The organism is Streptodolium elevatio, from assembly GCF_053592165.1.
In genome coordinates, this window is sequence record NZ_JBSFVE010000020.1 from 86406 (window position 1) to 99861 (window position 13456).

At 70.5% G+C, this 13456-nt stretch carries 9 protein-coding genes; 4 read left to right on the forward strand and 5 right to left on the reverse strand.

The window, feature by feature from the left end; genetic code table 11:
* Nucleotides 1-135: 135 nt before the first annotated feature.
* The 4 genes from dxs to ACWD12_RS30720 all read right to left on the reverse strand — a co-directional run bounded on the left by dxs (nucleotide 136) and on the right by ACWD12_RS30720 (nucleotide 5667).
* Nucleotides 136-2106: a 1-deoxy-D-xylulose-5-phosphate synthase gene (dxs, locus tag ACWD12_RS30705; RefSeq protein ID WP_358363381.1), complete on the reverse strand. Its 1971-nt coding sequence runs from the start codon at nucleotides 2104-2106 to the stop codon at nucleotides 136-138.
* Nucleotides 2107-2248: 142 nt separating this feature from the next.
* Nucleotides 2249-3559: a sugar ABC transporter permease gene (locus tag ACWD12_RS30710; protein WP_358363383.1), complete on the reverse strand. Its 1311-nt coding sequence runs from the start codon at nucleotides 3557-3559 to the stop codon at nucleotides 2249-2251.
* A complete protein-coding gene (locus ACWD12_RS30715; RefSeq protein WP_450102280.1) occupies nucleotides 3556-4530 on the reverse strand; it encodes an ATP-binding cassette domain-containing protein in 975 nt (324 codons plus the stop codon). Before ACWD12_RS30715 ends, ACWD12_RS30710 begins: the two co-directional genes overlap by 4 nt.
* A gap of 9 nt (nucleotides 4531-4539) precedes the next feature.
* Nucleotides 4540-5667 (reverse strand): substrate-binding domain-containing protein, encoded by a 1128-nt coding sequence (locus ACWD12_RS30720; RefSeq protein ID WP_358363386.1) that lies wholly within the window; start codon nucleotides 5665-5667, stop codon nucleotides 4540-4542.
* 186 nt (nucleotides 5668-5853) lie between these two features.
* Between ACWD12_RS30720 and ACWD12_RS30725 the strand changes: the two genes are divergently transcribed.
* Nucleotides 5854-6306 carry a hypothetical protein gene (locus ACWD12_RS30725; RefSeq protein ID WP_358363388.1) on the forward strand — a complete coding sequence of 151 codons (453 nt, stop codon included), beginning with the start codon at nucleotides 5854-5856 and terminating at the stop codon, nucleotides 6304-6306.
* Between the two features lie 125 nt (nucleotides 6307-6431).
* Here ACWD12_RS30725 and acnA read toward each other — a convergent pair whose 3' ends face one another.
* Nucleotides 6432-9143, reverse strand: a complete 2712-nt coding sequence (gene acnA, locus ACWD12_RS30730) for an aconitate hydratase AcnA (protein WP_450102281.1) — start codon at nucleotides 9141-9143, stop codon at nucleotides 6432-6434.
* A gap of 254 nt (nucleotides 9144-9397) precedes the next feature.
* Here acnA and ACWD12_RS30735 point away from each other — a divergent pair, with 254 nt between their 5' ends.
* The 3 genes from ACWD12_RS30735 (at nucleotide 9398) to ACWD12_RS30745 (ending at nucleotide 13390) form a co-directional block, all read left to right on the forward strand.
* Complete coding sequence (locus ACWD12_RS30735; protein WP_450102282.1) at nucleotides 9398-10417, forward strand: Gfo/Idh/MocA family protein; 1020 nt, start codon at nucleotides 9398-9400, stop codon at nucleotides 10415-10417.
* 77 nt (nucleotides 10418-10494) lie between these two features.
* The gene (locus ACWD12_RS30740) at nucleotides 10495-11952 is read left to right on the forward strand and encodes an MDR family MFS transporter (protein ID WP_450102283.1); all 1458 of its coding nucleotides are present in this window, start codon (nucleotides 10495-10497) and stop codon (nucleotides 11950-11952) included.
* 151 nt (nucleotides 11953-12103) lie between these two features.
* Entirely contained in the window at nucleotides 12104-13390 is a 1287-nt protein-coding gene (locus tag ACWD12_RS30745; RefSeq protein ID WP_450102284.1) for a PP2C family protein-serine/threonine phosphatase, read from the forward strand.
* Nucleotides 13391-13456 lie beyond the last annotated feature (66 nt).

Here is a 13456-nt window from a genome sequence, read left to right on the forward strand (position 1 = left end):
CCCCTCTCTGTGCTTTTATATATTTTTTTTCCCTTTTTTTTCATTATACACTTCTTTATTTTCGGTGTTGCTATCTTGTTCTACCCCCCCCCCCCCCCGACTGCCTCGAACCAGATCCACCGCCCCCGTGCGCCGCTACGACGCGCGCTGCGCCGCCTCGTCGTCCGGGGCGACCGGCGGGACGGGCGGGACCGGCTGCACCGGCGAGACGCCGAGCCGCGCGACCTCCTCGACGACCTTGCGCGAGATGTCCTGCGCGTTCAGCCCGATGCGGGCCAGGATCACCCCGGGCTTCGCGTGGTCCAGGAACTCCTGCGGGATGCCGAAGTCACGCAGCGGGACGTCCACCCCCGCGTCGCGCATGGCCTGCGCGATCGCCGAACCGACGCCGCCCGCGCGGCCGTTGTTCTCGATCGTGACCACGAGCCGGTGGCGGGCCGCCAGCCCCGGCAGCTCCGCGTCGACCGGCTTGACCCAGCGCGGGTCCACGACCGTCGACACGATGCCCTGGTCCGCGAGCCGGTCCGCGACCTGAACGCCGACCTCGGCCATCGCCCCGACCGTCACGATCAACACGTCGCCGGTCTCGCCGCCGCCGTTGCGCTCGGGACCCGTGCGCCGCAGCACGTCCATGCCGCCGATCCGGCCGACCGCGGCGACCTCGGGACCCACGATGCCCTTGGCGAAGCGCACCACGGTCGGTGCGTCGTCCACCTCCAGCGCCTCGCGCAGCTGCGCGCGCACCTGTGCGGCGTCGCGCGGCGCCGCGAGCCGCAGCCCGGGCACCACCTGCAGGATCGACATGTCCCACATGCCGTTGTGGCTGGCCCCGTCGTCACCCGTCACACCGGCCCGGTCCAGGACGAACGTCACACCGCACTTGTGCAGCGCGCAGTCCATGAGGACCTGGTCGAAGGCCCGGTTCAGGAACGTCGCGTACACCGCGACCACCGGGTGCAGGCCGCCCAGCGCGAGACCCGCGGCCGAGGTGACCGCGTGCTGCTCGGCGATGCCGACGTCGAACGTGCGGTCCGGGTAGGCCGCGGCGAACTTGTGCAGGCCGACCGGGATCATCATGGCCGCGGTGATACCCACCACGTCCTGCCGCTCGGCCCCGACCTTGACCATCTCGTCGGCGAAGACCGAGGTCCAGGACGCACCCGCCGCCTTCGCGAGCGGCAGGCCGGTCTCCGGGTTGATGACGCCGACCGCGTGGAACTGGTCGGCCTCGTCGTTGCGGGCCGGGTCGTAGCCCCGGCCCTTCTGGGTGAGGGCGTGCACGATGACCGGGCCGCCGAAGCCACGTGCCCTGCGCAGCGCCTGCTCGACCTGCTCGGTGTCGTGCCCGTCGACCGGGCCGATGTACTTGAGGCCGAGGTCCTCGAAAAGCCCCTGCGGGGCGACGAAGTCCTTCAGCCCCTTCTTGGCGCCGTGCAGGATGTCGTACACCGGGCCGCCGACGACGGGGGTGCGCCCGAGGACGCCCTTGCCCCAGTCGAGGAACCGCTCGTAGCCGCGCGTGGTGCGCAGGGTGGCGAGGTGGTTCGCGAGGCCGCCGGTGGTCGGGGCGTACGAGCGCTCGTTGTCGTTGACGACGATGATCACCGGGCGGTCCTTGGCCGCCGCGATGTTGTTGAGCGCCTCCCAGGCCATGCCGCCGGTCAGCGCGCCGTCCCCGATGACCGCGACCACGTGCCGGTCGTCGAGGCCGCGGACCTGGTACGCCTTGGCGAAGCCGTCCGCGTAGGACAGCACCGTGGACGCGTGCGAGTTCTCGATGACGTCGTGCTCGGACTCGGCCTGGCTCGGGTAACCGGAGATGCCGCCCTCCTGACGCAGGGCGGTGAAGTCGTGGCGACCGGTGACGATCTTGTGGACGTAGCTCTGGTGACCGGTGTCCCACAGGATCTTGTCGCGTGGCGAGTCGAATACGCGGTGCAGCGCAAGGGTGAGCTCCACTACCCCCAGGTTGGGGCCGAGGTGGCCCCCGGTCCTGGACACGGAGTCCACCAGGAATTCGCGGATCTCGCCTGCGAGCACGGTGAGCTGCTCGGGAGAGAGCGCCTTGAGATCACGGGGTCCTCGAATGCTCTCCAGCAGGCCCACCCGTACCTCCTCAATCGGTCTGTCGCGGTCCTCGCCCGTCCCCCGGGCGGGAAACGCACTCATCGAGTCTAGACGCGAGAAAGGCCGCGCCTGGTTCGCCCCGGCGGGCGGGCGCGTCCGGAAGAGGTGGCGATACCTGGCCTCAGGCCCGGCCGCTGGCCTTCTGGCTGCGCCGGGACACCGAGTCGAGGACCACGGCGGCGAGCAGGACGGCACCGGTGATCATCAGCTTGACCGAGGAGTCCACGGACTGCAGGTCCATGCCCGACGAGATCGACCCGATGACCAGCATGCCCAGCAGTGCGGAGTACGTGGACCCGCGGCCGCCGAACAGGCTCGTGCCGCCGATGACCGCCGCCGCGATGGCGTTGGTCAGGACGTCGCCGGTGCCGGTGCTCTGGCCCGCCGAGACGATGCGGGACGCCGCGAAGACGCCGCCGAGCGCCGCCATGCCGGAGCAGATCATGAAGACCGAGATGCGGACGAACGTCACGTTGATGCCGGCGCGCCGGGCCGCCTCGATGCCGCCGCCGACCGCGTAGATCTGCCGGCCGTAGCGGGTGCGGCGCAGGATGATGTCGCCGACCACCACGAAGGCGAGGAAGATCACCAGCGCGAGCGGCGTGCCGTACCACTGGTTGAGGACGTACGCGACGGCGAACGCGATGATCGCGAGGATCGCGGTGCGCAGCGCGAGGTCCTGGATCGGGATGACCGGCAGGCCGGCCTTGGCCCGCCGCTCGTGCTCCAGGTAGCGCGTGACGGCGTAGATCGCCACGAGGACGCCGGCGATGGCGTAGCCGACCGCGACGTACTCGAAGTAGTAGCTGGTCAGCTTGTGGATGGTGCTGTTGTAGCGCAGGTTGATGGTGCCCTGGTCGCCCAGGATGTAGAGCTGGAGGCCCTGCCACCCGATCAGGCCGGCGAGGGTCACGACGAACGCGGGCACGCCGATCTTCGCGAAGAAGAAGCCGTGCAGGAGGCCGATCAGCACGCCGACCACGACGGCTGCGATGATCGCCTCGACGTCGCCCCAGCCGTGCTTGATGTTGAGGACGGCGAGGACCGCCGAACTGACGCCGCTCACCGAGCCGATCGAGAGGTCGATCTCGCCGAGGAGCAGGACCCAGACGATGCCGACCGCGATGAGCCCGGTCGAGGCGATCTGGATGGAGAGGTTCGAGAGGTTCTGCGCCGACAGGAAGCGGTCGTTGAGCGACTGGAAGACGATCCAGATGACGATGAGGCCGAAGATGACCGGCAGGGAACCGAGTTCGCCGCCCTTGACGCGGCGCTTGAACTCCGAGAAGTAGCCGCTGAAGCCCTGCTGGCGCATCACCAGGCGCGGGTCGACCTGGGCGACCGCGGCGGCCGGCGGGACGACCGCCCCGGCGGGCTCGGGCTGCTCGGGCTGGTTCCGCGTCGAGCCGGTGCCGGTGTCCTTGTCGCTCACAGCTGCTCACCCCTGTCTTGCGCGCCGCCGCTCTGTTCGCCGCCGCCCTGTTCGCCCCCGTCCTGCCCGCCGCCTTGCTCGCCGCTCTTGCGGGCCTGGCGCCGCGACACCGCGTTGTCCGTGGCTCCGGTGATCGCCGCGAGGAGTTCCTCGCGCGTGACCGTGCGTACGTCGAACACCCCGTTGTTGCGGCCCAGCCGCAGCACCGCGATGCGGTCCGCGACGGCCAGCACGTCGTCCATGTTGTGGCTGATGAGGATCACGCCGAGGCCGCGCTCGCGCAGGCGCTCGATCAGGTCGAGGACCTGCGCGGTCTGCTCGACGCCGAGGGCGGCGGTCGGCTCGTCCAGCATCACGACCTTGGGCTCGCCGAGCAGCGAGCGGGAGATCGCGACGGTCTGCCGCTGCCCGCCGGACAACGACGCGACGGGGATGCGCACGCTGGGGATCTTGACCGACAGGGTCGTCAGCAGCTCGGTCGCCTGCTTCTCCATACCGACCTCGTCGAGCAGCAGCCCGCGGCGCAGTTCGCGGCCGAGGAAGAGGTTGGCGACGACGTCGAGGTTGTCGCACAGCGCGAGGTCCTGGTAGACGGTCGCGATGCCGAGGGACTGCGCCTCGTGCGGCCTGGGGATGGCGACCTGGCGGCCCTCCCAGGTGATCCGGCCGCCGTCCGGCGGGCCGACGCCCGCGATCACCTTGATGAGCGTCGACTTGCCCGCGCCGTTGTCGCCGACCAGTGCGACCACCTCGCCGGGGTGCACGTCGAGGTCGACGTCGCTGAGCGCCTGGACCGCGCCGTACCGCTTGGAGACGCCGCGCAGCGACAGGACCGGGGCGCCCGCGCCGCGCGCCTCGCCGGGGTTGCCGCCGGAAGTCCCGCGTGGGGTACCGGCGTCGCCTGCACTGCCGGGCTTGCCCAACTTGCCGGGCTCACCGGAGTCACCGGGGGTGCCGAGAGTGTCCGTCATGTCCGCCTCCTAACCCAGGCCCGCGGTCTTGCACGCGGCCGCGTACTCGGGCGTGCAGATCTCCGAGACCGTGTAGTAGGGCTTCTTCGCGACGGTGTCCTTGACGTTGTTCCTCGTCACCGGGACGGGGGTGAGGATCGTCGCGTCCACCTCGACGGTGCCGTTGTCCTTCTTCTGGTCGGCGCCCTCGAACTTCTCGCCGATCGCGGCCGCGATCGCCATGCCGGCCGCCGTCTCGGCCTCCGGCTGGTACGGCTTGAACACCGTCATGTACTGGTCGCCCGAGATGATCCGCTGGATCGCGGCGAGTTCGGCGTCCTGGCCGGTCACCGGCGGCACGGGATTGAAGCCCGCCGCCTTGAGCGCGGCGATCGAGCCGCCCGCCATGCCGTCGTTGGCCACGTAGACGCCGACCACTTTGCCGGGGCCGCCGAGGGCCGTGATGGCCTGCTCGGTCTCCTCCTGGGCCTTGTTGTTGGACCAGTCGGGGGTGTCGTACTCGCGGCCGATGATCACCTGGCCGTCGAGGGCCAAGTGCGCGCCGCGTTTGTACTCGCCGGCATTGGGGTCGGTGGGCGAGCCGTTGATCATGATGATCGGCGCCCGCTTGGCGTCGCCGCCGCGCTTGATCGCCTCCAACAGCGCCTCGCCCTGCATCTTGCCGACGGTCTCGTTGTCGAACGAGACGTAGCCGGTGATCGGGCCTTCGGCGAGGCGGTCGTACGCGATGACCGGGACGTTCTTGGACTTGGCCGAATTGACGATCGCCGCCGCGGCCTTGGTGTCGACGGCGTCGAGCACCAGCACGTTCACGCCGTTGGTCAGCATCGCCTCGGCCTGCTGCTGCTGGGTGTTGGTCTGCTGTTGGGCGTTGGCGTACTGGACCTCGCACTTGGGGCACAGCTCGTTGACCTTGGCCTCGAAGAACGGCTTGTCGAACCGCTCGTAACGCGCCGTCTTGTTCTCCGGCAGCAGCAGCCCGACCTTGAAGCCCTTGTCGACGGTGAGTCCGGTGCCGCCACTGCCACCGCCCTGGTCGGCCTTCTCGGCCTGCTTGGCCTTGCCGCATGCGCCCACGCCGAACACGAGGGCCGCGGCGATGCCGAGCACCGCCATCGGTCGAAGCACCGTCTTCACGTGGGCCTCCTGAAAACGAGGGGTTTCCGAGGAGGCCCTTGCCCGGCATCGGCTACGAAGAGTTACAAATAGGACTTATTCCACCCGTTTGATGGCGTCCCACCTGGCCTGACAGCACATGGTCACGACCCGTCCACACAGAGCCTGCGTACCCAAGTACGCAGGCTCTGTGCCATGATCGAACATGTGAGCGAATCCAGGTCCGATGCCACCCCCCGACCCGCCTGGGAGCAGCCCGGGCGCTTCGAGCGGGCCGCCGCGGGCCGGACCGGGCAGGACGGGGTCGTACCGCCCGGGTGGCCGCACGGGGTACGCCCTCCCGGCGCACCCGACTGGGAGCGGACCGCCGTCGCCTGGCTCTACGACCTGTGCCCGCCGGGCTACCGCCGCCACGACGTCCTCCGGCGCCACCCGCCCCTGCTCGCCCGGATGGCCCGCCAGCACGTCGAGGCGGCGCTCCAGGCGGCCCGCCACGGCTACGGCACGGCCCGGGCCGACCTGCGCGACGTCGACGCCCACACCGTCGAGGCCGTCATGCGGATGTACGAGTACGAGGGCTCCAAGACCGCCGCACTGGAACGCGAAGTCCGCCTCGTCGAAGAGGCCTTGCAAGGCAAACGCTGGAACCCCCGCCTCTGACCGGCGCGTTCGCGTGCACGGCAGACGGAAGGGCCGCCTCCCCGGGGTGGGGAGACGGCCCTTTCGGTGTCGGTGCGGTGGGACTGCTCAGTTGCTCAGCCGCTCAAGTGCCCGTGCGGATCGGGTCACTTGCCGACGAGCGAGCGGAGCACGTACTGCATGATGCCGCCGTTGCGGTAGTAGTCGGCCTCGCCCGGGGTGTCGATGCGGACGACGGCGTCGAACTCGACGCCGGTGTCCGTGGTCACCTTGACCGTCCTGGGCGTGCTGCCCTCGTTGAGGGCCGCGATGCCGGTGAACGAGAAGGTCTCCGAGCCGTCCAGGCCCAGCGAGTCCGCGGTGTGGCCGGCCGGGAACTGCAGCGGGATGACGCCCATACCGATCAGGTTGGAGCGGTGGATGCGCTCGTAGGACTCGGCGATGACGGCCTTGACGCCGAGCAGCGAGGTGCCCTTGGCCGCCCAGTCGCGCGACGAGCCGGAGCCGTACTCCTTGCCGGCCAGGACGACCAGCGGGATGCCCGCGTCCTGGTAGTTGACGGAGGCGTCGTAGATCGTGGTGACCGGGGCGTCGGACTGCGTGAAGTCCTTGGTGAAGCCGCCCTCGGTGCCCGGCGCGATCTGGTTGCGCAGGCGGATGTTCGCGAACGTGCCGCGGATCATCACCTCGTGGTTGCCGCGACGCGAGCCGTACGAGTTGAAGTCCTTGCGCTCGACGCCGTGGTCCGCGAGGTACTTGCCGGCGGGGCTGTCGGCCTTGATGTTGCCGGCCGGCGAGATGTGGTCGGTGGTGACCGAGTCGCCCAGCTTGGCGAGCACCCGGGCGCCCGCGATGTCCGCGACCGGGGTCAGGTCCATCGTCATGCCCTCGAAGTACGTGGGCTTGCGCACGTAGGTCGAGTTCGGGTCCCACTCGAAGGTGTCGCCGGTCGGCACCTCCAGCGACTGCCAGCGGTGGTCGCCCGCGAACACGTCGGCGTAGGACTTGGTGAACATGTCCTGGTCGATCGAGGACGCGACGGTGTCCGCGACCTCCTGGTCCGACGGCCAGATGTCGGCCAGGTAGACCGCCTTGCCCTCGGAGTCGACGCCGAGCGGCTCGGTGGTGATGTCGAGGTCCATCGAGCCGGCGATCGCGTACGCCACGACCAGCGGCGGCGACGCCAGGTAGTTCATCTTGACGTCGGGGTTGATGCGGCCCTCGAAGTTGCGGTTGCCGGACAGCACCGACACGGCCGCCAGGTCCGACGCGTTGATCGCGGCGGAGACCTCCTCGGGCAGCGGGCCCGAGTTGCCGATGCAGGTCACGCAGCCGTAGCCGACCAGGTTGAAGCCCAGCTTCTCCATGTACGGAGTGAGGCCGGCCTTCTCGTAGTAGTCCATGACGACCTTGGACCCGGGGGCCAGCGTGGTCTTCACCCACGGCTTGACGGTCAGCCCGCGCTCGACGGCCTTCTTGGCGAGCAGCGCGGCGCCGAGCATGACCGACGGGTTCGAGGTGTTGGTGCACGAGGTGATGGAGGCGATCACGACGGCGCCGTGGTCGATCTCGTACGTCTTGCCGTCGGGGGCCGTGACGGTCGTCGGCGCGGTCGGGCGCACGCCGTTGGCCGGCGCGTCGGAGGCCGGGAAGGACTCCTTGCCCGCCTCGTCCACGTCCTTGACGTAGTCCGGCAGCGCGGCCCGGAACTTCGCCTTGGCCTCGGTCAGCACGACGCGGTCCTGCGGGCGCTTCGGGCCGGAGATCGAGGGCACGACGGTGGAGACGTCCAGCTCGATGTACTCGGAGTACTCCGGCTCGACCGCCGGGTCGTGCCAGAGGCCCTGCTCCTTGGCGTACGCCTCGACGAGCGCGAGCTGCTGCTCGGGACGGCCGGTCAGGCGCAGGTAGTTGATGGTCTCGCCGTCGATCGGGAAGATCGCGCAGGTCGAGCCGAACTCCGGCGACATGTTGCCGAGCGTGGCGCGGTTGGCCAGCGGTACGGCGCCGACGCCGTCGCCGTAGAACTCCACGAACTTGCCGACCACGCCGTGCTTGCGCAGCATGTCGGTGATCGTCAGCACCAGGTCGGTGGCGGTGACGCCGGGCTGCAGCTTGCCGGTCAGCTTGAAGCCGACGACGCGCGGGATGAGCATCGAGACCGGCTGGCCGAGCATCGCGGCCTCGGCCTCGATGCCGCCGACGCCCCAGCCCAGCACGCCGAGGCCGTTGACCATCGTGGTGTGCGAGTCGGTGCCGACGCAGGTGTCCGGGTACGCCTGGCCGTTGCGGACCATGACGGTGCGGGCCAAGCGCTCGATGTTGACCTGGTGCACGATGCCGGTGCCGGGCGGGACGACGGCGAACTCGTTGAACGCGGTCTGGCCCCAGCGCAGGAACTGGTAGCGCTCCTTGTTGCGGTCGTACTCGATGTCGGTGTTGATCTCGAACGCGTCCCGGCGGCCGAAGACGTCCGCGATGACGGAGTGGTCGATGACCATCTCGGCGGGCGCGAGCGGGTTGATCTTGGCCGGGTCGCCGCCCAGCTCCTTGACCGCCTCGCGCATGGTGGCGAGGTCGACCACGCACGGTACGCCGGTGAAGTCCTGCATGATCACGCGGGCGGGCGTGAACTGGATCTCCTCGCTCGGCTCGGCGTTGGGGTCCCAGCCGCCGAGGGCGCGGATGTGGTCGGCGGTGATGTTCGCGCCGTCCTCCGTGCGGAGCAGGTTCTCCAGCAGGACCTTCAGGCTGTAGGGGAGCCGGGCGCTGCCCTCCACCTTGTCCAGCTTGAAGATCTCGTACGACTCGTCACCCACGTTCAGCGTGGTGCGGGCGTCGAAGCTGTTCGCGGACACGACTGCTCCTATCTCGGTTCCACGGCCGGCACCCTGGGCGGCCGACGGCGGGGGCCCTACGTTTATCTTGACGTCGAGACAACTCTACTCTACGTGCCCCCCGACGTGCCCCTACCCCCGCTGCCGTGTGTCACCGGGCCCGAACCGGGGCAGAACCGCTCCCGAGCCGGGCCCGCACCGGCTCGAAGGGGCGTGCCGATGCGGGACGTGCGCCCTACGATGCGCGCACCGGGCCACACCATCAGGGGGCTGCCATGGAACGGATCCGCATCGGTGTGCTGGGGGCGGCACGGATCGCGCCGGTCGCGCTGACGAAGCCCGCGCGGCTGATCCCGGAGGTGACGGTCGCGGCCGTCGCGGCGCGGGACCCGGCGCGAGCCGACCACTTCGCGCGGCGGCAGGGCATTCGTACCGTGCACCGCACCTACCCGGACCTGCTGGCCGACCCGGACCTCGACGCCGTCTACATCCCGCTGCCCAACGGGCTGCACGCCGAATGGGCGGTGCGCGCCATGGAGGCCGGCAAGCACGTGCTGTGCGAGAAGCCGATGACGGCCAACGAGGCCGAGGCGCGCGAGGTCGCGGACGCCGCCAAGCGCACCGGGCGCGTGTGCATGGAGGCGTTCCACTGGCGCTACCACCCGGTCGCGCGGCGGATGCGCGAGATCCTCGACGAGGACGAGCTGGGCACGGTCCGGCACGTGTCCGCGTCGATGTGCTTCCCGCTGCCCGTGTTCGGCGACATCCGCTACAACTTCGCACTGGCCGGCGGCTCCCTCATGGACGCCGGCTGCTACGCCGTCAGCGCGGTACGCCACCTCTCCCCCGCATCCGCATTCCCCGTGGAACGCATCGAGGTCGCCGCGGCCCGCGCCACCACGATGCGCCGCGACCCGCGCGTCGACCGCGCGATGGACGCGACCCTGGCCCTGCCCGGCGGCGCCACCGCGACCGTGCACAGCTCGCTGCTGTCGCGGCGCGTCTTCGCGGTCAACGCCAAGGTCGTCGGCGAACGCGGCGAGATGACGGTCACCAACTTCGCCGGACCGCACTACTGGCACCGGTTCTCGGTGACGGTGGACGGCCGGAAGCGGCGCGAGCACCTGGGCCATGCGGCGAAGACGTCGACGTACCAGTACCAGTTGCAGGCGTTCGCGGACGCCGTGCTGCGCGGACGCCCGCCGCTCACCCCCGCGGAGGACTCCGTCGAGACGATGCGACTCATCGATGCGATCTACCGCAAATCCGGCCTACCGGTCCGCGGCACGGTGTGAACACGCGACGTCACAGCACGAGTTGACACATCCGAGGGGGCGGACATCGACGGCTCGCTGAGGTAGAACGTGTTTCCGTGAAGCACCTCAGCGAGCTGAACCAGAAGGCCGTCGTCAGCGTGGTCTTCGTGGCCGCGATGTTCATGACCGTGTTGGACTCGACGATCGTCAACGTCGCCATCCCGGCGATCGCCGACGACTTCTCGACGTCGCCCGAGTCGGTGGGCGGCGTCAACGTCGGCTTCCTGGTCAGCCTCGCGGTGTCCATCTCGGCGGCCGGCTGGCTCGGCGACCGGTTCGGCCAGAAGCGGGTGTTCCTGTTCGCGCTGGCGGTCTTCACCGGCGCGTCCGCGCTGTGCGGCCTCGCGCAGGACCTGCCGCAACTCGTCGGGTTCCGGGTGCTCCAGGGCATCGGCGGCGGGCTGCTCACCCCGGTGGGCATGGCGATGATGTTCCGGACGTTCCCGCCCGCCGAGCGCATGCGGGCGTCGCGCGTGCTGATCATCCCGACGGCGCTCGCCCCCGCCCTCGGCCCCATCATCGGCGGCCTGATCGTCGACCACTCCTCGTGGCACTGGGTGTTCTACATGAACGTTCCCTTCGGCGCGGCGGCACTCCTCTTCGGCGCGCTGTGCCTGCACGAGGAGAAGCAGCCGGACGTCGGCCCGTTCGACCTCCCGGGATTCCTGCTGGCCGGCGCGGGCCTGGCCGCCGTGCTCTACGCCCTCACCGAGGGCGCGCAGGAGGGCTGGACGTCGCCGCTGATCCTGGGCGCCGGGATCGCCGGCCTGGTCATGATCGTGCTGCTCGTGGTCGTGGAGTCCCGCACCGAACACCCCATGCTCGACCTCGGGCTGCTGCGGAACCGCCTGTTCCTGACCTGCACGATGGTCACGGTCACCTCGTCCGCGGGCTTCCTGGGCACGGTGTTCGTGTTGCCCATCCTGATCCAGCGGGCGCGCGGGCTGGAGGCCACCGACAGCGGCCTGACCACGTTCCCCACCGCGATCGGCATCATCCTCGCGACACAACTGGTGTCGCGGTACTACGCGAAGGTCGGGCCGCGCCGCCTCACCGCGTTCGGACTCGCCGGGACGGCCGTGATGATCGCGCTGCTGACCCGGATCGGTCCCGAGACCGACCTGTGGTGGGTACGCCTCGACCTGTTCCTCACCGGCTTGTTCCTCGCCCACGTCTTCATGCCGGCCCAGACCGCCGCATTCGCCGCGATCCCGCTGCCCCGCATGGGCGCCGCTTCCACGTTGTTCAACGTACAGCGCCAACTCGGCGCGGCGGTGGGCGTCGCGGTGCTCGGCAGCGTCCTCAGCGGCGTCGGCATCTTCGCCGCCACCCCGCAGGGGCCGCGTCCCGAATACTCCGCCTACCACTGGGCCTTCGCGGCCGCCGCGCTGATGGCCGCGGTCGGTGTGGTGTTCGCGCTGCTGATCCGCGACCGCGACGCCGCGTCGACGATGGCCAAGCCGGACGCGGCGCCGAGCACGGTGGAGAAGGACGCGGCGGGCCGAAGCGCGTAGCCGAAGGGCGAGCCGCGCCCACGCCGCCGAACCCGTTCGGGGCCTGCCCGTGCCTCCTGCCGCACGGCCGGGGCGGCCTCCCCCGGAGGGCCGAAATCGCCCTGACCCGGGGGCTGATCAGGCGGGTGACCTCACCCCATAGGGTGACCGTGTGACGCGGCAAGAACTCGATCTGTGCACGGATGACGCACCGTCAGCCGACCGGCGAACCGGAGCCGGACGGACGGCGCCGGGCGCCTCCGGACCGGGCGGCAAGACCTCCCTGCGTGCGTGGCTCCGGCGCAACCGCTCGGCGGTGCGGATCGGCGCCGCGGCGTACGGCGTGCTCCTCGCCCTGTTCTGCGCGGGCCTGTTCGTCGACGACTCGATGCCCGGTGCGGTGGCACTCGGCATCGTGCCGCCCGCGTTCGCGGCGCTGTGCCCGCCCTGGGCCGTCGCCCGGCTCGCCGCGGTCGCCGCCCTCGGGGCGACGTACCTGACGACCGAGTACGACGACGCCGGAGCGGGCACCAAAGCCATCCACCTCGGCGTGGTCGTCGGCCTCGGCGCGGTCGGCGTCTGGGCCTCGGCGACGCGCGTGCACCACACCCTCCAACTGGGCCAGGCGCGTTCGGCCACCCTGATCCTGCAGCGCACGGTCCTCGAACCGATACCCGCCGACCTGCCCGGCTACGAGGTCTCCGCGCTCTACCTGCCCGCGGACCTGGAGACGAAGGTCGGCGGCGACCTGTTCGCCGTCGTACGGTCGCGGCACGGCATGCGCGTGCTCATGGGTGACGTGCGCGGCAAGGGAATCGGCGCCGTCACCACCGCCGCGACGCTCATGGCGTGCTTCCGCGAGGCGGCGCACTACGAGCCGAGCCTGCCGGGCCTGGCCGCGCGCCTGGAGGAGCGCATCGCGCAGATCGACGAGGAGAGCGCCGGCCCGGCCGACGAACGCTTCGCCACCGCCGTGCTGTTCGCCTTCGACGACCCGACCCACCTGCGCATGCTGTCGTGCGGCCACACCCCGCCGATCCACCTGCGCGGCGGCCGGGCCGTCGAGTTGGAACTGCCGATCAACGCGCCGCCGCTCGGCACCGCCTCGCTCTACGACGAAGTCGAGTACGCCGAGTACCGCGTCAGCTATGTCCCCGGCGACGTCCTGGTCGTGGTGACCGACGGCGTCACCGAGGCCCGCGACTCCGCCGGGCGCTTCTACCCGTTCGGCGAGCGCCTCATCCGCTGGAGCCACCACGGCTCGCAGCGCATCGCCCACGAACTGATCACCGACGTGACGATCCACACCGGCGGCCGGCTGCACGACGACGCGGCCGTCCTGGTGGTCCGCAAGTCCCACGTGGACGCGGCCGATGGACCCGATGCGGGGCCCGACCCGGACACCGACCCGGATCCCGGCACGAACTCCAAGGCTGACCAGGTCGCGGACGTCGCCTGACCCACCCGGCCCCTGCCGCGGCCGAAGCCGCGGCCGCGTTCCCGCAACGTCCCCGGAAAGGCCCGT

Coding starts and splice junctions, on each gene's coding strand:
- ACWD12_RS30735 (WP_450102282.1), top strand. CDS start 9,398: ATGGAACGGATCCGCATCGGTGTGCTGGGGGCGGCACGGATCGCGCCG.
- ACWD12_RS30715 (WP_450102280.1), bottom strand. CDS start 4,530: ATGACGGACACTCTCGGCACCCCCGGTGACTCCGGTGAGCCCGGCAAG.